Origin of the sequence: Paenibacillus thiaminolyticus (genome assembly GCF_003591545.1) — a bacterium.
Taxonomy (GTDB): domain Bacteria; phylum Bacillota; class Bacilli; order Paenibacillales; family Paenibacillaceae; genus Paenibacillus_B; species Paenibacillus_B thiaminolyticus_A.
Map to the genome: position 1 here is coordinate 1 of NZ_QYZD01000030.1, position 21,943 is coordinate 21,943.

Consider the following 21,943-nt stretch of genomic DNA (forward strand, 5'->3'; position numbering starts at 1 on the left):
TAGTGACATTATCTCAGAACAGTTATAGGGTGACATTATCACAGAAGAACAACATCAACTCCGCGAATTAGACTTGCAAAACAGCGGCGCGTTGACTATAATACATGAAATGTAACGTATTGCTTATCGTTAACACATGTATCCATGCAACTGCCAAGATGGAGACAAGTACGCAGCACCGCTTCCCAGGGAAGATGCGCCGCCGACTGAGAGCGCGTCTGAAGACATGGACTGCCGAAATTCACTCCGGAGCAGGGCCTTGAACGGCAGGCACAGCCTGTGCCAGTAGAGGCTCCCGGCGAACGACCCGTTATCGTCGTATGAAGTGAGACAGCTCGCGGCTCTCGGCCATGCCGAAGCGTGTGATGTCTAATAAGGGTGGTACCACGGCCTTCTCGTCCCTTGAGACAGAGAAGGCTTTTTTGTTTTGAGAGGCTGTTCACAAAGTCCGCTTTTGATCGCGAAGTGATACAAAAAGAAGACCGGTCTTTTCGAACACGAATTGTATTGAACTGGAAAACCAAAGGGAGGTTGACACCATGAAAGAGCGTTTGCAGGCGTTGCGCGCCGAAGCGCTGGAGAAGCTGCAGCAAGTAAAAGATGCAAACAATTTGAACGAGCTGCGCGTCAAATTTCTTGGCAAAAAAGGGGCGCTTACTGAAATATTGCGCGGCATGGGCGGTCTGAGCGCGGAAGAGCGTCCGCTGATCGGCCAGGTGGCGAATGAAGTGCGCGGAGCCATCGAACAGTATATCGAAGAGAAGCAGGAGGCCTTCCAGCGCGAAGAGACGGAACGCCGTCTTCAGGCGGAGACGATTGACGTGACGCTGCCGGGACGCCCGATGGCGCAAGGAGCGGCACACCCGCTGCAAAAGGTTATTCAGGAGATTGAAGACATCTTCATCGGCATGGGGTATACGGTAGCGGAAGGACCGGAGGTCGAGCATGATTACTACAACTTCGAGGCGCTGAACCTGCCGAAGGACCATCCGGCCCGCGATATGCAGGATTCCTTCTACATTACAGAGGAGCTGCTGATGCGGACACAGACGTCCCCGGTTCAGGTGCGCACGATGGAGATTATGAAGGGCGAGGTGCCGGTCAAAATCATTTGCCCGGGCCGGGTTTACCGCCGCGATGATGACGATGCGACGCATTCGTTCATGTTCCATCAGATCGAGGGGCTTGTTATCGGCGACAACATCCGAATGAGCGATCTGAAGGGCACACTCCTTCAGTTCATGCGCGAAATGTTCGGATCGCATATGCAGATCCGGCTCCGTCCGAGCTTCTTCCCATTCACCGAGCCAAGCACGGAAGTTGATGTCACCTGCGTGGAATGTGGCGGCAGCGGCTGCCGCATCTGCAAGCAGACTGGCTGGATTGAGATTTTGGGAGCAGGGATGGTTCATCCGCGCGTGTTGGAAATGAGCGGCTACGATCCGGAGAAGTACACCGGATTCGCTTTCGGCATGGGTGTAGAACGGATTGCGATGCTCAAGTACGGAGTGGATGATATCCGCCATTTCTATACGAACGACCTGCGGTTCTTGCAGCAATTTGCTCGCATGTAAGCCGGAAGGGACTACTTCTCACGGGAAAGGAAGAGAACGGCCATGAACGTATCCTACCAATGGTTATCGGAATATATCGATGTGACCGGCGTGACCGCCGAGGAATTAGCGGCGCGGATGACGCAAGCCGGCATCGAGATTGATGTCATAGAAAATCGCAACAAAGGAGTAAACGGCGTCGTTGTCGGTTACGTCCAGTCCAAGGAGAAGCATCCGGATGCGGACAAGCTGAACGTGTGCCAGGTGGATGCCGGAACAGGTGAAGTGCTGCAAATCGTATGCGGAGCCAAAAATGTGGACGCTGGCCAAAAGGTGCCTGTCGCGCTGATCGGGACGGTCATGCCGGATGGCATGAAGATTAAGAAGGCGAAGCTGCGCGGCGTCGAGTCGCAGGGCATGATCTGCTCGGCGAAGGAGCTGGGCATGAACGACAAGCTGCTGCCGAAGGAAATGCAGGAAGGGATCCTCGTTCTGCCGGAAAGCACCGAAGTCGGAACGCCGATCGCGGATGTGCTCGGTCTGAACGACCATGTGCTGGAGCTGGATCTCACGCCGAACCGCTCGGACTGCCTGAGCATGGTAGGCGTAGCGTATGAGACGTCCGCTCTGCTCGAGCGCCCGCTTCGCCTGCCGGAGACACAGGTCCAGGAGGATGCTTCGCAGGCAGCGGATGCGATCCGTGTCAGCATTAGCGCAGCGGACGGCTGCACCCATTATGCGGCCCGCTATATCCGCAGTGTAACGATTCAGCCGTCCCCGCTGTGGCTGCAGAACCGGTTGTTGGCGGCGGGCGTGCGTCCGATCAACAATATCGTTGACGTGACGAATTTCGTCATGCTGGAATATGGGCAGCCGCTGCATGCGTTCGATGCCGATCAGTTGAACGAGGGGACGATCGAAGTCCGCTATGCGCGCGAAGGCGAGACCCTTGTGACGCTGGACGGGCAGGAGCGGAAGCTGGAGCCGCACATGCTGCTCATTACGGACGGAACGAAGCCGGTTGCGCTGGCAGGCGTGATGGGCGGCGAAAATTCAGAGGTAACGGAGCGGACGGTCAACATTTTGCTGGAATCCGCTCATTTCGGAGGCAGCGTCGTGCGGAGAACATCCCGACAGCTTGGACTTCGCTCTGAAGCGTCGCTCCGCTTCGAGAAGGAAGCGAACCCGGAAGCGGTTATCCCGGCCTTGAACCGCGCGGCTGAATTGATTCGCCAATTGGCGAACGGAACGGTCTCTGAAGGCATCGTCGAAGCGGTCGCGCAGCGGCATGAGCGTCCGGTCGTCACGCTGACGCTGGAGCGGACGAACCGTCTGCTTGGCACCGCGCTTCAAGCGCATGACGTGAAGACGATTCTCGACCGGCTCGGCCTTGAATCGGAGCAGTCCGGTGATGTACTCCATGTGACGGTGCCGGGACGGCGCGGCGATATTACGCGCGATGTCGACCTCATTGAAGAGGTTGCCCGCATCTATGGCTATAACCACATTCCGACGACGGCGATCGAAGGGGTGACGACACCGGGCCATCTGACGAAGGCGCAGCGGATCCGCCGCGCCATCCGCCATCTGCTGACGGACAACGGCCTGCATGAGACGGTCACTTATTCGTTCACGCATCCGGCAGAAGCGAAGCTGTTCCCTGCAATCGCGGCGGATGCCGTTCCGGTCAAGCTGCTCATGCCGATGAGCGAGGAGCGCAGCGTGCTCCGCACAAGCCTGCTGCCGAGCATGCTCGATGTCGCGGCGTACAACCGGAACCGCAAATCGGACAACATTCAGATTTTCGAATTGGGCAGCTTGTACATGACTCCGCAGGAAACGCTGACTGAGATTCCTCAGGTCGAGCCGGTGCTCGGCCTGCTGTTGGCGGGCGCGCGCCGTGCGCCGCAATGGAATATCGCGGCGGAAGCGGTCGATTTCTATGATGTGAAGGGGATTGTCGACAGCTTGGCGGCGCATTTCGGACTCGAAGGACAGATCCGCTATGAAGCGAATCGGCCGCAAGGCTTGCACCCGGGCCGATCGGCGACGATGTACCTCCAGGCGAACGGGGAAGAGCAGCGGCTTGGCATCATCGGCCAATTGCATCCGGAGGTTCAACGGGGCAAAGATCTGGGCGACACCTATGTCGCGGAAATTCATCTGAAGCCGTTGATTGAAGCGGCTTCTGCGGATATCGTCTACAAGACGCTGCCTCGCTTCCCAGCGGTTGATCGCGACATCGCGGTCGTCGTCGATAGCGGCACGGCTGTCGGCGAGATCGTCCAGACGGCGAAGGATGCGGCGGGAGAATGGCTGGAAGCGGTCCGCGTATTCGATGTTTATACCGGGGATCGGATTGCGGCGGACAAGAAGAGCGTAGCGATCTCGCTTACGTATCGTCATCCGGAGCGGACATTCACCGACGAAGAGATTACGGAGATTCACGGACGTGTCGTATCCGCGCTGGAAGCCGGATTCGAAGCGGAGCTCCGCAAATAGAACGAAATGAAGGAAGCGGATTGCCGTCCTCTGGTCTAATGGAGGAGCGGGCAGTCCGCTTTTATATCATCATCTCTCAGGAACGTATTTCTCTCACGGAGAGGCCGAAGCGTTTTTGCTTGTCTCCAGAGAATGAGTGCAAGATTCGATGCCGAGTTTCTCCTAGAGTTACTGCGTGATCAAAAACGGACTTTTTGAACAACCTCTAGAATCGGAGAAGGAAATGAAGCTTGTCATGCCGAACCTAATAGGGAAGGATGTATAGATATTGTCAGCGCTTGGCAGCATCAGGAAGCCAGGGCGACATGAAGGCAAGGAGGACGCTAGGATGACCACTCCGGACAATAAGCATCGGGTCACGGTTGACATATATGGAACGCAGTATAAATTGCTAGGAACGACGAGTAAGGAATATATTAGAAACATTGCCGCCATGGTAGACGAGCGCATGCGTACCATCTCGGATGTCAATTCCAGATTGGATACGACGCGCATCGCGGTCCTTGCGGCCGTGCATATTGCGGAAGAAGTGCAGAAAATACAGGATGAACATGTGCGGATCAGCCAGTCACTGCACGAGCAGGAACAGGCCGGCCTGGAGCTGACCCGGGAGCTGGAACGGGTGAAGTCGCACTCGGCACGGGCGCTTGAGGATTTGCAGAAGGAGACGGGAGCGCAGATTAAGCAGCTCCAGCAGGCGTTGACGGCGGAGAAGGAGAATACCGAGAAGCAGACAGCGGGTCTGCGCGCGGAGACGGCCAAGCTGAAGGAGTCGAATCATCAGCTGTCGGAACAGAAGAAGCAGGCCGATGAACGTCTTCAGAAGCTGAGCCAGCAATTGAAGGAAGCGGAACGCAGCGCGCAGTCCGCCGCGGCCCGCGAACAAGAGACGAAGCGCAAGCTGCAGGAGCTGGAGGGCAAGTGGAAGCAGGCCGTGACGGAGAAGGAGCAAGCGGCTGCCAAGCACGAACAGCAGATGAAGCAGAAGCTGTCCGAACAGGAGCGCAGCTGGAACGAGAAGCTGGCCGCTCAGGCGAAGAGCTGGCAGGCTAAGCTGGAAGCCGGCGAGCAAGCGTGGACTGAGAAGCAGGCTGCCCAGGAGGCGGAATGGAAAGAAAAAATCGCGGCGGCAGAGCAACTTGCCGAGGAGACAGCTACGATCTGGGAGGAGCAGCTTGCCGAGCAGGCTGCCGCTTGGGAAGGGCAGTTGGCGGCGCAGGCAGCGGAAGCGGAAGAACGGGCGGGCCAGCGGGAAAAGCAGGCGCAGCAGCAGCTCGCCGAACAGGCGCGGCTGCATGATGAAGAGTTGAACCGTCGCTTGAGCGAGCTGACGGAGCAATATGAAGCGGCCCAACAGGAAGTGCGTCAGAAGGCGGCAGCAGAGCGGCAGCAGTTGGAGCGCAGCTTCCATAAACGGATGGAACAGGTGAAGGAGCAGCAGCAGGAACAGTTGTCTGCCGTGAAGTCGGCGCATGAGCTCCAATTGAAGCAAGCCGAGGAGAAGCTGGAGGCAGAGCGCGAAGCTTGGGCCGAGCAGCATGCCGCTTCGCTGGAGCAGGCGAAGCGCGAAGCGGAGGAACTGGCGGCAGCGGAGCTGGAGAAGCTTCAAGCGGAGATCGGGCGCTTGCACGCCGCGCATGGGGCCGAGCAGGAGCAATGGCTTGAAGCGCATCAAGAGGAGCTGGAACAGGTCAGCGGCGAATGGCAGAACAAGCTGAATCGTCTTCAAGCGGCTCATGCGGAGGAACTGGAAAAGGTGAATCATCGCCATGCCGAAGATGTGGATGCGATGACAAGTCTGCAGCTCGAAGCCGCGGAGGAGCACGCGAAGGCGCTGTCCGCGGAAAGAGCGCAGCGTGAAGCGGCGGAAGCGAAGGCGACCGAGGCAGCGAAAGAGCATGCGAAGGCGCTGTCCGCGGAAAGAGTACGGCGTGAAGCGGCGGAAGCGAAGGCGACCGAGGCAGCGAAAGAGCATGTGAAGGCGCTGTCCGCGGAAAGAGTACGGCGTGAAGCGGCGGAAGCGAAGGCGGCCGAGGCAGCGGAGGAGCACGCGAAGGCGCTGTCCGCGGAGAGAGCGCAGCGTGAAGCGGCGGAAGCGAAGGCGACCGAGACCGCGGAAGAGCATGCGGAAGCGTTGTCCGAGGAGCAGGCGCTGCGCGAGGAAGCGGATGCGAAGCTGGCGCAAGCGGCGGCGCGCATCCAGCAGTTGGAGGGCCGGCTTAGCCGGGCGGAAGAGCTGGACCGCGCCCGCCAGGTGGAGATGGAGCGCCTGATGGCGGTTCGCGACGAGGCCCATGCGAATGCGGCAGAGCTGCAGCAATCGCTGTCCGACGCGATGGAGATGCTGCAGCAGGCGGAAGATCGCGAACGCGAATTGCTGGGGCAGGCGGAGGAGCGCGAAGCGCAGCTCGAAGCTTGGCGGAAGCAGGCGGCCGAAGAGCGGGAAGCGGAGCTCGCGAGCTTCAAGCAGGAGCTGGAGGAGCAGTTGCAGGCCGAGCGGGACGCGTGGCGCGAGAAGAGCGAGCAGGCCATCGCCGCCTTGCGGGAGCAGCATGAAGCGGAGCTCAGCGCATGGCGCGCGAAGGAAGCGCAGGAGCAGCAGGCCTATGATGAGCTAGTCGCCGAGCTGGAGGAGAAGAACCAGCAGCTTGAAGCGGAGGCGCTCAATTGGAAGGCGGCTGCCGAGACCGTGCAGGCTGCCCAGCAGGAGGCTGCAGCCTCTATCGAAGCGGCCCGGCGCGAGCTGGTGGAAGCGAAGGAGCAGACCACCCAGTGGCAAGAGGAATGCAGCCGACTGGAGACGGAATGGCAGGGCAAGCTGCAGGCCCGCGAATCTCACTGGCAGGAACTGGAGCAGAAGTGGGAGCAGCGCGAGCAGCAGTGGCAGGAGCATTTCCAGCAGTTCCAGGCTCGGGAGCAGGAATGGACGCGGACCGACGCCGCTTGGCAGGCTCAGGCCGACGAGTGGGCGGAGCAGGAGCAAGATTGGTCCTTGGCGTTCAAGGGCTGGAACGAAGAACGGGATGAGCTGCAGCTGCGCCTGAAGGAGGCGGAAGCCGAGCTGCACAACCTGCAGGCGGCTGAGCAGAGCGGCCAGGAGCAGCTTGAGGAGCTGAAGCAGATCCAGGAGCAATTCGAGCTGCTGTCCCATCAATTCCGGCTGTCGCAGGTAGAGCGCGATATGGAGCGGCAGCAGGCCAAGGAGACGCAAGAGGCTTACCTGCAGCTGAAGGACGAGTATCAGAAGCTGCAGAGCGAGTTCAATGAATGGTTGGAATTGATAGAGCAGGCCGATAACTAAAGAGGATGTTCAAAAAGTCCACTTTTGATCACGAAGTTACCCAGGAAGCAATTCGGCATCGAATCTGGCCTTTTTGAACACATACGGATAAAAGGAAGCAAATATGGATACAGACATCTTGGAATTTTTGGATAGACTGTGGGGCGATATCGCGAATGTATTTGCCGCATGGAACGGGTTGGATTATGTCGTGGCGGCGGCAGCTGTGGCATCGGTAGCATGGGGCGCATGGCGGGGAATGAAATCCCAGCTTCTGTCCCTCATTGGATGCATCGCGTCGTTCATTGTCGCTTCGCGGTATTACGAAGATTTCGTACCCTGGGTGCGCCGGCGGCTGTTCTCTCCCGATTCGGGGAACGGCACAGGAACGGGCGGGACAATATCGTCCCTGTCTCCAACCTTGATGGACACGGTGCATTCGGTTGTCGCGTTCATTCTGCTGTTCACCTTCGCGATGGCGGGGCTGTGGCTCATTCGGTTCGCCATCCAGAAGCTGACCGCTGCGAAGCCGGTGCGTGCCGTGGATCGGCTGGTCGGCGCCCTTTTGGGATTGGTGCAATTCGCTTTCCTCTGGTGCATCATGTACGTGCTGCTCCGGGCTTGGCCGGCCGGCGCTATCCGCGATTGGGCGGCAGCATCGGTCTGGATGGAATGGACCGGGGCATGGATACCCGATGCGATGGCACAGGCAGTCACTTGGGCGCAATGGCTGTAATTCGGCAACGGTGCCCGCAGCCTCCAAGCGAAGCAAGCGCTCTGCATGCAAAAGCCGCCGTCTCCCCGTAGGGCAGAAGGCGGCCTCTGTCTGTCTGGCCAGGCAGGGAAGCTAATCGACGATCAGCTTCGCGTGCATGTCCTTGTGGCCCGGCCCGCACATGATGGTGCAGAAAAATTCATAAGTACCCGGCTTGTCGGGAGTGATGACTTGCTCGGTCTGGTTCGGGTCCAGCTTCAGGCCCAGTTCCTTGACCTGAAGGCCGTGATTGCCTTTAGATTCCAATATGATGCGAACGGACTCGCCCGCCTTGATATGGTATTCCGGCTGATCGAACTGGTAGTTGGTCGCGGTGATGACCAATTCGGCATCCGCGGCTTTGGTTGCGGCCGCTGGTATACCCCTGTGCGATCCACCGCATGCGGTCAACCCAAGGCTCAGCAAAATGGTAATTCCTATCGTCCATAGCCTGCTGCGTCTCATGCTCATCCCCCTTATCAGTCCAGTGTAGCGGATGCATTGGCGGATTGCCAAGCCCGTTCAGACAAGGAATTCCGCTAATGATGGCATGACGGTGATGAGGGGGAGAGTATGGACTTGGAAAAGGATTGCAGTCCGGGTTACGATTCTTTACCGGCTTCGAATGGAGTCGCAATCGGGATGAACAAGTCGATCAACCCGATAACGAGCGCGGCCAGAATGGCGCCCAGAATGCTAACCGATACGCCGCCGACGAAAAATTGGGCTACATATATGACCAAGGCGCTGGCCAGAAAGCCGACAATTCCGCGTCCAAACGGCGTAACTTTTTTGCCGAAGATGCCTTCGACAATCCAGCCGAACAATGCAATCACCAAGGCCAGGATCAGGGCACTCCAGAAGCCGCCTACGGAAAACGCCGGCACAATCCAGCCCGTGACCATCAATACAATTGCCGCGACGATAAATCGAACGACATGGCCGAGAAAATTCATGGACTTTCCTCCTTTACTCGTTTGAAAGGGTGTAGGTTGTGCAACAATTAGTGTAACCTTTTCCTCGATAAACATTAGTGGCAGGTTCAGACATCATAGCTATCAAAAATGACTTTCGTTATAATGGACACCGAGAGGAGTCGAACTGGTTGTGGATTCAAAAATATTGAATACGATGGATTACCATAAAATACTAGCTTCCCTCGCTAAGCATGCAGCGACCGGGCTGGGAGAGCAGGCTGGGCTGAATCTGAGGCCGAGCTCGGACTTGGAGGAAGTGAAGCTCCGTCTGCAGGCGACTGACGAAGCGATGACGGTTGAGCGTCTCAAAGGCGGGCCGCCGCTGGCGGGGGTGAAGGATATTCGGGGAGCGTTGAAGCGGGCGCGGATTCAAGCGATGCTCAGCTCCACCGAGCTGTGGGATATTTCGGCGCTGCTATTCGCGGCTCGGCGAACGAAGCGCCATATTGCCGCCGTGCATGAGGAAGAAGCGATCCCATTATTGGAGGATCTGGCGGAGACGATCAGCGATCAGAAGCAGCTGGAGGAGGACATCCGCCAATGCATCGACGAGCAGGGCGAGATTCTCGACCAGGCCAGCTTCGAGCTGGCTTCTATCCGGCGTGAGCTTCGTATCGGGGAGACGCGCATCCGGGAGAAGCTGGAGGCGATGATTCGCTCTTCGAACGCGGCCAAGATGCTGCAGGAGCAGCTGATTACGATCCGCAATGACCGGTATGTGATTCCGGTGAAGCAGGAGTACCGGAGCCATTACGGCGGCATCGTCCATGATCAATCGGGTTCGGGAGCGACGCTGTTCATCGAGCCAGAGGCGATCGTGGCGATGAACAATAAGCTGCGCGAGACGAAGCTGCAGGAGGAGCGGGAGATCGAGCGGATTTTGTCCCGTCTGACCGAGCAGGTCGGCTTGCTTGCGGATGTGCTGGAGTACGATACGGGGGCAGTGGAGACGCTGGACTTCATGTTCGCCAAGGCCCGCCTCGCGCGGGAAATGAAGGCTTCGCTGCCACGGATGAATGACCGCGGCTTCCTGAAGCTGCGGAAGGCTCGTCATCCATTGATTCCTGCGGATCAGGTCGTGCCGATCGATGTGGAATTGGGCAATTCCTATACATCGATCTTGGTCACCGGTCCGAATACCGGCGGTAAGACGGTCACCTTGAAGACCATCGGGCTGTTGAACCTGATGGCGATGTCGGGGCTGTTCATTCCGGCGGAGGATGGAAGCCAGATGTGCGTATTCGATGCGATCTATGCCGACATTGGCGATGAACAGAGCATTGAGCAGAGCTTGAGCACGTTCTCCAGCCATTTGACCAATATTATTCGGATTTTGAAGCAAATGACACCTAAGAGCCTCGTGCTGTTGGATGAGGTGGGTGCAGGTACCGACCCGGCCGAAGGTTCTGCCCTAGCGATTGCTATTCTCGAGCATATTCATCGGCTCGGCTGCCGGATGGTCGCGACGACGCATTACAGCGAATTGAAGGCGTATGCCTATGAGCGCAAAGGCGTGATCAACGCCAGCATGGAATTCGATGTGCAGACGCTGCGCCCGACCTATCGGTTGCTGGTCGGCGTTCCGGGCCGAAGCAATGCATTCGCGATTGCGGAGCGGCTCGGGCTGCCGAAGCCGATTATCGATCATGCACGCGGAGAAGTGACGGAAGAGGATATGCGCGTCGAGACGATGATCGCGTCGCTGGAGGATAACCGGCTAAAGGCCGAAGCGGAGCGGGAGACGGCATCGAAGCTGCGTATGGAGCTGGAAGCGATGCGGCAGAAGCTGACCAGGGAGCTGGAGAAGCAGGAGGCCGAGCGGGAGAAGCGGCAGGAGCAAGCCGAAGAGAAGGCACGCGCCATCGTGGATAAGGCCCGCCGCGAAGCCAAGGAGATTATCGCCGAGCTGCGGCAGCTGGCGATGGAAGGAGTTCAGGTCAAGGAGCATATGCTGACGGAAGCGCGGAAGCGGTTGGATGAGGCCGCGCCCGAGGCCAAGCTGGCAGCGAAGCCGAAGCGGGACGCTAAGCCGGTCCGCCGCATTGAAGCGGGGGATGACGTCAGGGTGTATAGCCTCAATCAAAAGGGCAGCGTCGTTGAGCTGGCCGGAGAGGAAGCCGTTGTGCAGCTCGGGATTATGAAGATGAAGGTCCCGCTCGACGATTTGGAGCTTCTCTCCTCGGCGAAGTCCGCCACGAAGCCTGTGCAGTCGGGAGCCAACGTGAAGCGGACCCGGGGGGAATCGGTCCGGTCAGAGCTCGATCTTCGGGGGGCGAACCTGGAAGAAGCGTTGATGGAGGTCGATCGCTTCCTCGATGAGGCACTGCTTGGCAATCTGGGCCAGGTCTTTATTATTCACGGCAAAGGGACCGGCGTCCTTCGTTCCGGAATTCAGGAATTTTTACGCAAGCACAAGCACGTCAAGAGCTTCCGTCTCGGCAGCTTCGGAGAGGGCGGTACGGGAGTGACTGTGGCTGAGTTGAAGTAAAATATCTTGAGACCAAAGGGGGAGCACCGTGGAAGTCATGATTGAACAATGGCTAAGCAATCCCTACGTATCCATGATTGCTTATTTTTCCGTAGCCGTGCTGGCTTTAGTGCTGCTGTTGTCCGTTTTCGAGCTTGTGACGAAATACAAGTGCTGGGATGAGATCCGCAAGGGGAATCTCAGTGTTGCCATGGCCACGTCCGGTAAAATATTCGGGATATGCAATATTTTCCGCTTCGGAATCGTGGCCAGAGATTCCTTGTATGCGTCCTTGATGTGGGCTGCGTTCGGATACGTGCTGTTGCTTGCCGCCTACTTTTTATTCGGCTTCTTAATGCCTTATTTCCGGCTGGATGAAGAGATCGAAAAGGATAACCGGGCGGTCGGACTGTTGGCGATGATTATTTCCATTTCGCTGTCCTATATTATCGGGGCGAGCATCAAGTGATGCCGCTGGCGCCGGGTTGATCTCCATGACGTCTGGGAGGGATACGGAATGAAGTATTTATGGGGTGCGCTGTTTGCGCTAGCTGCGATTTTTTTCATTATCGGGATTATTTATTGGAAAAATATAGGGTAATCTCATGTAACATACAAAAGGAGTGAAGCCGATGAGCGAGACCGGCAAAACAATATGTCATTGGTGCGATACGGAAATTGTGTGGGACGAGGAACTGGGCCCGGAGGAAGAATGTCCGCATTGCCATAATGAGTTGAATAATTACCGCACGCTCAATGTCGAGCTGGAAATGGAAGAAGACGAAGTGACGGCGCCCGGGGAGCGGGAAGAAGCCGGAGAGTCGGAAGGGAAGGGCTGGTCCAACTTCGGTTGGGATGATGGCGGCGTGCTGTACAGCGACACGGACACGCTGCGTTACCAGGAAGGCGTGGATCAGGTCCTGCACAGCCAGGAGGAAGTGCCGGAATGCCCGCATTGCCGAGAATATATGCTGCTTACCGGGACGGAGACCGTATCCGGATCGGGCTACAAGCCTTCCCAGCCGGAAGCGCTGGCGGCGCCATTGCTTCAGCCGCCGTTCGAGTTGAACGTCTATGTGTGCACATCCTGCTTCCAGGTGTCCAAAATATTGACGGCCCCTTATCGCGAAGCGCTGATGGAAAATGTAAGAAATGCGAAAGCTTAATAAATAAGACGCCTGCTTTGGGGCAAGTTAAAAGCTGTAACCATATGGCTACCAGCTCTGAAAGCGGGGAGGGTTCACCTTCGTGAAAGCGCGTCTTGACGGCCAGTCTTTGTTGCTCTTGGTCGTATTCGGTCTATTTTCGTTGGCGAACGCCCTGTCCGGGACGTTCGTCAATGTTTTTTTATGGAAGATGAAATCGGAATTCGCCTTTATCGGCTGGTTTACTTTTACACAGCAGGTGGCAATGACCCTCATGTTTTATGTTGCCGGAAAATGGGTGAAGGAAGGCAATAAAATGAATTGCCTTCGGCTGGGCATCGGCTTGTCCGCCTTATTTTACGCGGCAGTTCTATGGCTCGATAAGTCTGCGGTGCAGTACATTCTCCCACTCGGCTTGGTGCTTGGCACCGCCAGCGGAGCCTTCTGGCTGGCGTACAATGTTATTTACTTTGAAATCACAAGCGCGTCCAATCGCGATTTGTTCAACGGCTGGACGGGCTTTATCGGTTCTTGCTGCGCCATGCTCGCCCCGTGGGTATCCGGGCTGCTCATCTCCGGGCTGGGAGGAGATCGGGGGTATACGCTGATTTTCACGGCTTCGCTGATCGTGTTCGTCACCGCAGGCATATTCAGCTTCTGGCTGCATCGGCGCCCGCCGGAAGGGGCGTACCGCTGGTCTCTGCCATTTAAGGCCTGGAAGCCGAAGCGAAGCCCATGGCGTGCCGCCCTCCCGGCACTGGCCGCCCAGGGGGTGCGTGAAGGCGTATACTACTTCCTGGTCGGGCTCGTCGTCTATATCACGACCACCAACGAGTTGAAGCTGGGGAACTACACGCTCATTACTTCGGCTGTCGCGCTGGTCAGCTTCTACCTTGCGGGCCGGCTGTACCGCGCTTCTTATCGTGCCGCAGGCATGATCGCGGGAAGCGTGGCGATGGCCGCGGCCATTGTCCCTCTGTTTTTCCAGGTGAACTATGCAATGCTCATCCTCTTCGGCGTTATCACATCTCTATTCTCCCCGTTGTTCATCGTGCCGATGACCTCCTCCACTTTCGACATTATGGGCCGGGATGAGGAGTCGGTCAAGCAGCGGGTGGAACTGACCGTCGTCCGAGAATTCGGCCTGCTGACCGGAAGGCTGCTGGGCATCGGGGCTTTTATTGCACTCGTCAGCTGGCGGAGCGGGCAAGGGGCTATCGTCGGTTTCCTGGCCGTTACCGGAAGCGTGCCCATTCTCAGCGCCTTGTTCATGCAGCGGCTTGTCAAGCAGGGAGTGAAGCAGTAGCGAGCCGCTCTGGTATCAGCCTGCCCGCTGGAATTCGCGACGAATTCCGGAGTTGACGGACGACACGGCCGGAATTGAAACCGACGATCATGCGGTACAAGGTCCGCTGCCGCCGAAGCCTTCCCTGCTCCAGTGTCACGGAAAAGAAGGGGCGAAGGCGAGTGTCGGCTACGGCTCCGGCCAAGGCGGATGCCGGCTTCCAAGCCTATTCCGCCTGCCACGGGCCAGGACGGGGGAACAACCGGCCCGGGTATCCTTCTCCAGCCCCTTTTGACTAGGCCGGAAGCACCGCTTTTCCATCGCTCGTTCCAGCTGCGGCCATGCTCTACGAATTCGGTTTACATATTTTCCTCACCAGAGAGTCATAATACAAATGATTACCAACAATTTCACGTTTGAAAGGAGCAGAAAAATCTATGCCATACGGACAACAAAGCCATCCTTCGATGAAGCCGCTATCTGCGAAAGAATTGGAATATATCGTAGATTCCATTTCCAATGAAGACTTGCTGATAAAGCAATGCGCGGCGACGGCGGCGAGCACGAACAATGCCGCAATCCAGCAGACGCTGGTCCAGATGGTGTCAGCTCATCAGCAGCATATGAACCTGTTGGTGCAATCGCTTCAGCAGCATGCCCAGATCGCGCCGGCCCAATCTCAGCAGCAGACCCAGTCCCAATAATAACGATCGACAGGAGGTTATGACTATGAACGGCACTTCAATGAGCGGGTTCATGCCCGAGAAAGATTTGTTACATACGATCCTTAATGACTTGAAGCGCACCTCAAGAGAATATGCGACCGGCGTAACGGAAGCGGCTTGTCCTACCGTTCGCCAGATGTTCACCGACCTGACACACAGTACCCTGCAGATGCAAGGCCAGCTCTTCAACCTGATGCAGCAGCAGAACATGTATTCCGTGGCCTCCCCGGCACTGCGGGACGAAGTCAACAAGCAGCTGCGCAACCATGAGCAGGCGATGCAGAAGGTGAACCAGTTCGTCCAGCAGAAGCTGCAAGCTCAGCAGAGCTACGGCGCCGGGTACCACGGACAGAGCGGATATCAGCAGCAAGCCCCGTACCAGCCCCAGCAACAGCAGCAAGGCTCGTACCATACGCAGTCGTCCGGAACCAGCCGCTACTCCGATTATCTATCCTAGCACGCCGATATCAGCCGCTTTTCCGATTCTATGGAAGGGCGGCTGTCGTGTGTTCTGGCAACCGCGCCTGACATATGTTTGTGCTGGTGTGGATCAGCAAAAAGGTGTATCATATTGAAATATCAAATAATATATCGGCTGATTTGCAAGGCACGTCGAGGGAGGCAATGGGAATGACAGATTTAAGCTCGCTTGATATTGAAATACTCAAATTGCTGAAAGAGGACGCCCGCCGTTCCCCGGACCTAATCGCCACGATGCTGGGGGTTCAGGTGGAAGAGGTTCAATCGGCGATCGCTGAAATGGAACGAAAGCATGTTATTGTCAAATATTCGACGGTCGTGAACTGGAGCAAAGTCGATGACGAGATGGTTACGGCTCTGATTGAAGTCCAGATTACGCCGGAGCGCGGCCGCGGATTTGAAGGAATCGCCGAACGGATTTATCTGTTCCCGCAGGTCAAGGCGGTCTACCTCATGTCGGGTTCCTATGATCTGCAGGTCGAGGTTCAAGGCAAAAGCTTGCGCGAGGTGGCGTCGTTCGTCTCGGATAAGCTGTCGCCGATCGAGTCGGTGCTGTCGACCAAGACGCATTTCATTCTCAAAAAATATAAGCAAGACGGCATCATCTATGAAGAGCGCGAGGGCGATCAACGTCTCGTCGTAACCCCGTGAGAGGTGACAGGTTATGATTAAGGAAGAGGAGAAACTAGGGACGAATCGTTCCATGCATCAATATATTAATCCGCTGGTCCGGGATATTCCCCCTTCCGGTATCCGCCGGTTCTTCGACATGGCGGTATCCAGCAAGGATATTATCACCCTGGGGGTGGGGGAGCCGGATTTCTGTACGCCTTGGCATGTGCGTGAAGCCTGCGTCTATTCATTGGAACGGGGACGCACCAAATATACGTCCAACGCGGGAATGCCGGAGCTGCGGGAGGAAATTGCAAAATATTTGGATGATTCATTCAAAGTTGCGTATGATCCTGCCGATGAAATTATTGTAACGGTTGGCGGCTCGGAAGCGATCGATCTGGCGCTGCGGACGCTGGTCGCTCCGGGTGATGAGATTCTTATACCCGAGCCGAGCTATATTTCGTACTCGCCGATTGTCTCGATCGGCGGCGGGGTTCCGGTCGGAATCGAGACGTTCGCGAAGGATGGCTTCAAGCTAACCGCCGAAGGGCTGCAGGCAAAAATTACGCCGCAGTCGAAGGTGCTCATTCTCTGTTATCCGAGCAACCCGACAGGCGGCATCATGACCTATGAAGACTGGTTGCCGATCGCGAAGATCGTGGAGGAGAACGATCTTATTGTCATTTCCGACGAGATCTACGCCGAGCTGACCTACGATCAGAAGCATGTCAGCTTCTCGTCCGTGCCAGGGATGAAGGAGCGCACGATTCTGGTAAGCGGCTTTTCGAAGGCGTTCGCGATGACCGGCTGGCGCATGGGCTATGCTTGCGGCCATAAGGACCTCATTTCGGCCATGCTCAAAATCCATCAGTATACGGTCATGTGCGCCCCGATTATGGGCCAGATTGCCGCGCTGGAGGCATTGAAGCACGGGCATGAAGAGAAGGATCATATGGTCGAGTCGTACAACCAGCGGCGGCGCCTTATCGTCAAGGGGCTGCGCGACATCGGGCTTGACTGCCATGAGCCGCAGGGCGCCTTCTATGCCTTCCCTTCGATTCAATCGACAGGGCTTACTTCCGAGGAATTTGCGCATCGGCTCCTGTTCGAGGCGAAGGTCGCGGCGGTGCCAGGAGACGTATTCGGCTTAGGCGGGGAAGGCTTCATCCGCTGCTCCTATGCGACGTCGGTGTCGCAGTTGAACGAAGCGCTTGATCGAATGGGGCGTTTTCTCGACAAGATTAAGCAGGAAATGTAAAAAAAATTCAAATTAAACTAAAATGAACTAGTTTTCTTTTCCTTCATCTGGTATAATATAACATGTCTCGCTTTATTGTCCCCAAATGGAACAGATGGACGATGATGGCGCTTCGAGGATCCAGCTGCGAAAGGAGGAAAGGGCTTGTTTTGTTCGAACTACACCTTGACGACGTATTCACGTAGTTTACTGAGAGAAGACGGATCTCATCCCAAATGGTCGGGCAAAACAAGAAACGTTTCGTCCAAGATGCTTGCTCTGGAACAGGAGATAAGGATTTTGCGCAAGCAAATGGAGCAGATGTTTCAAGAAGAGCAATCATTTACGGCTGAAAGTATGATTGAAATCAGCAGCATGCTGGACTTGAAGATTAACGAGTACATGAAATCGCTTGGCAAGCGAACTTAAGATACCGAAGACCCTGCGGGGTCTTCTTTTTTTGCTTATGCCGTTTGTGATATAGTGGGTGATAGACGGATAGACATGCTGGAGAAAGGGGAATACATCGTGCGGAAATGGGGATGGATGGGGATGGTGCTCGCACTGGCGCTCGTGCTGGGAGGCTGCGGGTCCAAAGCGGACATATCCGTGTTCATGATGTCGACGACAACGGTGCCATCCGAATTGACCGAGGCGCTGAAGACGGAATTGAGTCAGAAATTGGAAGGGAAATTCACAGTAGACGTGTTCGCGTCGCCGATGTACAATTTGCAGAAATTATTTGTCGAATATGCGGCGGGCGATAATGGAGTGCATGTGGTGCCCGAAGAAGATGTGAAGTCGATGAGCAAGCAGGGCGGCCATATTCCGTTGGATGCTTATTTCGACAAGGACAAATATGAAGAAGGCTATTTTGACGGCCTGGTGCTGGAAAAAGCGGAAAAGGGCTATATCGAGCATCAGGAAAAACATCTATATGCGCTTCCGGCTGAGAAGCTGCCGCTTCTGAACAAGCTCGGCATCAAGGAGAAGGGCTTGTTCGTCGCGATTCCGGTTCGCACGCCGGATGAGGAGCGTTCCGTCCAGATCTTGAAGCTGATGGAGGAAGCGAAGTGAAGGCCGGCAGATGATGCGGACGGATGGAGGGAGTCAGTGTGATTATCGGGATTACCGGAGGCCATGGCAGCGGGAAGACTTCGTTCGCGTTGTCCTATGCGGCAGGATTCGGCCGTGAAGGTCTGTACCTGTCGACGTTACATACAAGCCTTCCCGATGGTATGCCCGATTCTTCCCGTTGCCGGTGGCAGCATTTGCAGGCGGGAGAAGAGCTGCCGGGACTTCTGCATCGGATTAACGAAGAGTCCAATCTGTTCCGCGCGGAACGGAGGGTCGTGGTCGTGGATAGCGTCACCGCCTATCTGGCAGGCGCCCACGCGCAGGTGTGGAAAAAGCGTCCGGACGGCGATAATGAAGAATATGACGCCATATATATAGAGGAGATCGCCGCCGCCCGCAATCGGCTGCAGGAGGCCTTGTTTGCTTTTCAGGGCAAGCTGTTCCTGATTACGAATGATCCGCCGGCGTATACGCCGTTCACGGATCCGAAGGAACGGAGCTATATTATCGAGCATGCGGCTCTCAATCGGGAGCTTGCGCGCCGCAGTCATCAATGGTTCCGGCTCGAGGCAGGGATGCCGGAGGAGGTATCGGCCAGGAGGTTCAGAGGATGATGCGCTCCCAGCGGCTGCCCGGACGATATGCTGCACCGCGCGGGGTCAGCACTTAACATAAGGAGGTAGACACATGAGAATATATACGCGGACAGGGGACGAAGGGACGACATCGCTTATCGGGGGCCGGGTGTCTAAGGATCATTTGCGGGTGGATGCCTATGGCGAGCTCGATGAATTGAATTCGTTCATAGGCTGGGCGGCGGCATGCTGCCAGGGAGATGCTTATGAGGAACTCCGCAACCAACTGATCGAGATCCAGCATGAAGTGTTCGACTGCGGATCGGATGTCGCCTATGCGGAGAAGAAGCAGGGCGAGGTTGTCTATAAGGTGCACGCGGAGCAGGTGGAACGTCTGGAAGCCTGGATCGACGAGCATAATGCGCAGACGGAAGCGATCCGGAAGTTCATTTTGCCGGGAGGCAGCGAGGCCGCCTCGGCGCTCCATGTGTGCCGGACGGTATGCCGCCGCGCCGAACGCCGCCTCGTGACGCTGGCCCGGGAAGAAACTGTGCACACGCAAGTGATGAAATATGTGAATCGGCTCTCGGATTACTTCTTCGTTGCCGCCCGCCGGGCCAATGCGATTGCTTCGGTTCCGGATGAAGAATATGTGCGGAGCGCAGAAGTCTTCCGCCGCAGATCCCGTCATGACGGAGCCTAACGGACGGAAGCTTGCCGCGGAGCTCGAATATGTTGTGCCGGAAGGGGACGAAGGGATTCAACTGCGGACCGTGCTGCGCTCGCGTCTGAATCTGTCGCGCCGGCTGTTGACCCGGCTGAAGACGATGGAAGCGGCCATTACGGTGAATGGGCTGACAGAGCGAAGCGGCAGGCCGCTTAGTGTACGAGAGCGTCTCCATGCGGGGGATGTCGTTCATGTCCGGATCGAGGAGGAGACGGTTGAATCGATAGCGCCTGAGCCGATCCCGATTGATATCGTGTACGAAGACGACGATATTCTGGTGCTGAACAAGCCGGCGGGGATCGTCGTCCATCCGACGAAGGGATACCCGGGAGGGACGTTGGCGAACGGGGTTGTGCATTATTGGCGCGCCAAGGGGGAGCTGACCCGCTTCCGGCCGGCGAACCGGCTCGATCAGGAGACCTCCGGCCTGCTCATCGTCGCGAAGCATGGCCATGCTCATCATCAGCTGGCGGATCAGATGCAGACGGATGACATCTGGAAAGGGTATGAGGCGTTCGTCTATGGCGTCCCTTCGCCGCAGGAGGGCACGATCCGGGCTCCGATTGACCGGGACAAGACGGAGCCTCATTTGCGTGTCGTGACGGAGGACGGCTATGATTCGATTACCCATTACCGGGTGCTGGAGACGTACGGAGAGGAAGCATCCCTCGTATCCTGCCGCTTGGAGACGGGGCGGACGCATCAGATTCGCGTCCATATGAAGCATATTGGCTGCCCGCTGCTGGGGGACAAGTTCTACGGCGACGGGCAGGCAGCCTCGCCATGGCTCGCCGGAGCGCTGCAGCCGCTGACCCGGCATGCGCTGCATGCAGCCGAGCTGCGGTTCAAGCACCCGATGACAGGGGAGCCGATGCATTTCACGGCTCCGCTGCCGGATGATCTGCTGGCGCTGCGGGAGCGCCTGTTGTGTGGGCGGCAGCAGTGACGGTTATTGAGCCAGCGTGGCGCCGGGACGCTAACGCCGCGATTCGCTCAAGGAGAACGGCCAGGACAGAAGGAAAAATGGAAGCGCGGGCTTGCACTAAGTGGAACGGACAAGGAAGGAGCTGGAGCAAGTGAAGGTAACGGTCTATCAATATGCCAAATGCGGCACTTGCCGCAAAGCGATTCAATGGCTGAAGGAGCAGGCGCTCGAGCTGGAGCTGGTGCCGATCGTGGAACAGCCGCCGAGCGAGCGGGAGCTGGAGAAGATGATTGAGCGGAGCGGCCTGGAGCTGAAAAAGTGGTTCAATACGAGCGGGGAAGTCTATAAGGAACTGAAGCTGAAGGATAAGCTGCCTCAGATGAGCCGTGAGGAGCAGATCAAGCTGCTTGCCTCGAACGGCAAGCTCATCAAGCGACCTGTCGTTACGGACGGGAAGCGGGTCACGGTCGGCTTCCGCGAAGATAACTACCGCGATACGTGGACGACTGCGGCCAAGCACGACTGACAGCGCTAGCGGGAATGGCTGACAGCTTCGATGAGTATGGCTTGCTGTGCTGCGGCCAGCTTGCCAGCTTGGCCGTAAGGCGCTAGCGGAAGCCTATGTATGCTATAATGGATAGCAGTGTCAGCAATATAGAAAAATAGCAATTATGTCATGAAAAGATAGGAATGGGGGACGTGAATGATGTGGGATACGGACACGATGTCCGAATCGGCCGGGCCACGCATGCTGCTGGTTGACGGGATGGCTCTACTGTTCCGCGCGTATTACGCCACCGCATACGGCGGGTCGATCCGCCGCATGAAGGACGGCACGCCGACGAATGCCGTCTATGGATTTATGCGTTATTTCTGGGATGCGGTCAAGCGGTTCGAGCCGACGCATATCGCCTGCTGCTGGGATCTGGGGAGCAAGACGTTCCGGGCGGAGCAGTTCGATCAATATAAGGCGAACCGGGCCGAATGCCCCGATGATCTGGTGCCGCAGTTTCAATTAATCCGCGACGTCATGGACAGCTTCCAGATTCCGAATGTGTCGGCCGAAGGCTACGAGGCGGATGATTGCATCGGCACGCTGTCGCGGCTGTTCCGGGATGAGATGGAAGTGTATGTATTGACAGGCGACCATGACATGCTTCAATTGGTGCATGAACGGACCCGCGTCGTCATCATGAAGAAGGGACAAGGCAACTATGCCGTCTATTGCCCTGAGACTCTGATGGAAGAGAAACAGCTTACACCGGAGCAGATTATCGACGTGAAGGGACTGATGGGCGATCCGTCGGACAATTATCCGGGCGTCCGCGGAATCGGCGAGAAGACGGCCCTCAAGCTGATTCAGCAATATTCGTCGATAGACGGGATTCTTGCCAATATGGGCTCGCTTCCGGCAGGCGTCCGCACCAAGATCGAGACCGATCTGGAGATGCTCCATCTGTCGCGGCGGCTCGCACGCATCCATTGCGACGTTCCGGTGGTATGCGAAGCCGGTCAATGTGTGTTCGAACCGCAGCGGGATGCGGTCGCGGCCATGTTCGAGCAGCTTGAGATGACAAGCATTCTTCGTCTGATCGAGACGGCCTAACGATCTGGCTTTC

General features: G+C 56.9%; 22 protein-coding genes. 20 read left to right on the top strand and 2 right to left on the bottom strand.

Annotation, left to right across the window (positions count from 1 at the left end; genetic code table 11):
• The first annotated feature begins 539 nt into the window (after positions 1–539).
• The 4 genes from pheS (at position 540) to DQX05_RS23485 (ending at position 8,071) form a co-directional block, all read left to right on the top strand.
• Positions 540–1,574, top strand: a complete 1,035-nt coding sequence (gene pheS / locus DQX05_RS23470) for a phenylalanine--tRNA ligase subunit alpha (RefSeq protein WP_119795804.1) — start codon at positions 540–542, stop codon at positions 1,572–1,574.
• A gap of 42 nt (positions 1,575–1,616) precedes the next feature.
• Entirely contained in the window at positions 1,617–4,055 is a 2,439-nt protein-coding gene (pheT, locus tag DQX05_RS23475) for a phenylalanine--tRNA ligase subunit beta (protein ID WP_119795805.1), read from the top strand.
• A gap of 328 nt (positions 4,056–4,383) precedes the next feature.
• On the top strand, positions 4,384–7,356 hold the full coding sequence (gene zapA, locus DQX05_RS23480) for a cell division protein ZapA (RefSeq protein ID WP_119795806.1): 2,973 nt from the start codon (positions 4,384–4,386) through the stop codon (positions 7,354–7,356).
• 103 nt (positions 7,357–7,459) lie between these two features.
• Positions 7,460–8,071: a CvpA family protein gene (locus DQX05_RS23485; protein ID WP_119795807.1), complete on the top strand. Its 612-nt coding sequence runs from the start codon at positions 7,460–7,462 to the stop codon at positions 8,069–8,071.
• 111 nt (positions 8,072–8,182) lie between these two features.
• Here DQX05_RS23485 and DQX05_RS23490 read toward each other — a convergent pair whose 3' ends face one another.
• Both DQX05_RS23490 and DQX05_RS23495 read right to left on the bottom strand, forming a co-directional pair.
• The gene (locus tag DQX05_RS23490) at positions 8,183–8,554 is read right to left on the bottom strand and encodes a cupredoxin domain-containing protein (protein ID WP_259392189.1); all 372 of its coding nucleotides are present in this window, start codon (positions 8,552–8,554) and stop codon (positions 8,183–8,185) included.
• Between the two features lie 137 nt (positions 8,555–8,691).
• Entirely contained in the window at positions 8,692–9,045 is a 354-nt protein-coding gene (locus DQX05_RS23495) for a phage holin family protein (protein ID WP_087445079.1), read from the bottom strand.
• Positions 9,046–9,196: 151 nt separating this feature from the next.
• Here DQX05_RS23495 and DQX05_RS23500 point away from each other — a divergent pair, with 151 nt between their 5' ends.
• From DQX05_RS23500 to DQX05_RS23575, 16 genes are all read left to right on the top strand, one after another.
• A complete protein-coding gene (locus DQX05_RS23500) occupies positions 9,197–11,554 on the top strand; it encodes an endonuclease MutS2 (protein ID WP_119795808.1) in 2,358 nt (785 codons plus the stop codon).
• 28 nt (positions 11,555–11,582) lie between these two features.
• On the top strand, positions 11,583–12,002 hold the full coding sequence (locus tag DQX05_RS23505) for a DUF350 domain-containing protein (RefSeq protein ID WP_119795809.1): 420 nt from the start codon (positions 11,583–11,585) through the stop codon (positions 12,000–12,002).
• Positions 12,003–12,165: 163 nt separating this feature from the next.
• The gene (locus DQX05_RS23510) at positions 12,166–12,699 is read left to right on the top strand and encodes a hypothetical protein (RefSeq protein WP_119795810.1); all 534 of its coding nucleotides are present in this window, start codon (positions 12,166–12,168) and stop codon (positions 12,697–12,699) included.
• 82 nt (positions 12,700–12,781) lie between these two features.
• Entirely contained in the window at positions 12,782–13,984 is a 1,203-nt protein-coding gene (locus DQX05_RS23515; protein WP_119795811.1) for an MFS transporter, read from the top strand.
• A 52-nt stretch (positions 13,985–14,036) separates the two neighbouring features.
• Positions 14,037–14,258, top strand: a complete 222-nt coding sequence (locus DQX05_RS23520) for a hypothetical protein (RefSeq protein ID WP_119795812.1) — start codon at positions 14,037–14,039, stop codon at positions 14,256–14,258.
• Between the two features lie 142 nt (positions 14,259–14,400).
• Positions 14,401–14,667: a hypothetical protein gene (locus tag DQX05_RS23525; RefSeq protein ID WP_119795813.1), complete on the top strand. Its 267-nt coding sequence runs from the start codon at positions 14,401–14,403 to the stop codon at positions 14,665–14,667.
• Between the two features lie 25 nt (positions 14,668–14,692).
• Positions 14,693–15,145 carry a spore coat protein gene (locus DQX05_RS23530; RefSeq protein ID WP_119795814.1) on the top strand — a complete coding sequence of 151 codons (453 nt, stop codon included), beginning with the start codon at positions 14,693–14,695 and terminating at the stop codon, positions 15,143–15,145.
• A 173-nt stretch (positions 15,146–15,318) separates the two neighbouring features.
• Entirely contained in the window at positions 15,319–15,819 is a 501-nt protein-coding gene (locus DQX05_RS23535; RefSeq protein ID WP_087445086.1) for an Lrp/AsnC family transcriptional regulator, read from the top strand.
• A 13-nt stretch (positions 15,820–15,832) separates the two neighbouring features.
• Positions 15,833–17,041, top strand: a complete 1,209-nt coding sequence (locus DQX05_RS23540; RefSeq protein ID WP_119795815.1) for an aminotransferase class I/II-fold pyridoxal phosphate-dependent enzyme — start codon at positions 15,833–15,835, stop codon at positions 17,039–17,041.
• 249 nt (positions 17,042–17,290) lie between these two features.
• Positions 17,291–17,449, top strand: a complete 159-nt coding sequence (locus DQX05_RS32500; RefSeq protein ID WP_255321635.1) for an aspartyl-phosphate phosphatase Spo0E family protein — start codon at positions 17,291–17,293, stop codon at positions 17,447–17,449.
• 99 nt (positions 17,450–17,548) lie between these two features.
• Positions 17,549–18,097, top strand: a complete 549-nt coding sequence (locus tag DQX05_RS23550) for a hypothetical protein (RefSeq protein ID WP_259392190.1) — start codon at positions 17,549–17,551, stop codon at positions 18,095–18,097.
• A gap of 23 nt (positions 18,098–18,120) precedes the next feature.
• Positions 18,121–18,711: a bifunctional adenosylcobinamide kinase/adenosylcobinamide-phosphate guanylyltransferase gene (locus tag DQX05_RS23555; RefSeq protein WP_259392191.1), complete on the top strand. Its 591-nt coding sequence runs from the start codon at positions 18,121–18,123 to the stop codon at positions 18,709–18,711.
• Positions 18,712–18,784: 73 nt separating this feature from the next.
• Positions 18,785–19,375, top strand: coding sequence for a cob(I)yrinic acid a,c-diamide adenosyltransferase (locus DQX05_RS23560; protein WP_119795819.1), 591 nt, complete (start codon positions 18,785–18,787; stop codon positions 19,373–19,375).
• On the top strand, positions 19,362–20,345 hold the full coding sequence (locus tag DQX05_RS23565) for an RluA family pseudouridine synthase (protein WP_119795820.1): 984 nt from the start codon (positions 19,362–19,364) through the stop codon (positions 20,343–20,345). The genes DQX05_RS23560 and DQX05_RS23565 overlap by 14 nt, the downstream gene beginning before the upstream one ends.
• 130 nt (positions 20,346–20,475) lie before the next feature.
• Positions 20,476–20,850 carry an arsenate reductase family protein gene (locus tag DQX05_RS23570; RefSeq protein WP_397335942.1) on the top strand — a complete coding sequence of 125 codons (375 nt, stop codon included), beginning with the start codon at positions 20,476–20,478 and terminating at the stop codon, positions 20,848–20,850.
• A gap of 180 nt (positions 20,851–21,030) precedes the next feature.
• A complete protein-coding gene (locus tag DQX05_RS23575) occupies positions 21,031–21,930 on the top strand; it encodes a 5'-3' exonuclease (RefSeq protein WP_119795821.1) in 900 nt (299 codons plus the stop codon).
• Positions 21,931–21,943 lie beyond the last annotated feature (13 nt).

Coding starts and splice junctions, on each gene's coding strand:
- DQX05_RS32500 (WP_255321635.1), top strand. CDS start 17,291: ATGCTTGCTCTGGAACAGGAGATAAGGATTTTGCGCAAGCAAATGGAG.
- DQX05_RS23560 (WP_119795819.1), top strand. CDS start 18,785: ATGAGAATATATACGCGGACAGGGGACGAAGGGACGACATCGCTTATC.
- pheT (WP_119795805.1), top strand. CDS start 1,617: ATGAACGTATCCTACCAATGGTTATCGGAATATATCGATGTGACCGGC.
- DQX05_RS23485 (WP_119795807.1), top strand. CDS start 7,460: ATGGATACAGACATCTTGGAATTTTTGGATAGACTGTGGGGCGATATC.
- DQX05_RS23565 (WP_119795820.1), top strand. CDS start 19,362: ATGACGGAGCCTAACGGACGGAAGCTTGCCGCGGAGCTCGAATATGTT.
- DQX05_RS23540 (WP_119795815.1), top strand. CDS start 15,833: ATGATTAAGGAAGAGGAGAAACTAGGGACGAATCGTTCCATGCATCAA.
- DQX05_RS23555 (WP_259392191.1), top strand. CDS start 18,121: ATGGAGGGAGTCAGTGTGATTATCGGGATTACCGGAGGCCATGGCAGC.
- DQX05_RS23525 (WP_119795813.1), top strand. CDS start 14,401: ATGCCATACGGACAACAAAGCCATCCTTCGATGAAGCCGCTATCTGCG.
- DQX05_RS23495 (WP_087445079.1), bottom strand. CDS start 9,045: ATGAATTTTCTCGGCCATGTCGTTCGATTTATCGTCGCGGCAATTGTA.
- pheS (WP_119795804.1), top strand. CDS start 540: ATGAAAGAGCGTTTGCAGGCGTTGCGCGCCGAAGCGCTGGAGAAGCTG.
- DQX05_RS23535 (WP_087445086.1), top strand. CDS start 15,319: ATGACAGATTTAAGCTCGCTTGATATTGAAATACTCAAATTGCTGAAA.
- DQX05_RS23510 (WP_119795810.1), top strand. CDS start 12,166: ATGAGCGAGACCGGCAAAACAATATGTCATTGGTGCGATACGGAAATT.
- DQX05_RS23530 (WP_119795814.1), top strand. CDS start 14,693: ATGAACGGCACTTCAATGAGCGGGTTCATGCCCGAGAAAGATTTGTTA.
- zapA (WP_119795806.1), top strand. CDS start 4,384: ATGACCACTCCGGACAATAAGCATCGGGTCACGGTTGACATATATGGA.
- DQX05_RS23575 (WP_119795821.1), top strand. CDS start 21,031: ATGTGGGATACGGACACGATGTCCGAATCGGCCGGGCCACGCATGCTG.
- DQX05_RS23490 (WP_259392189.1), bottom strand. CDS start 8,554: ATGAGACGCAGCAGGCTATGGACGATAGGAATTACCATTTTGCTGAGC.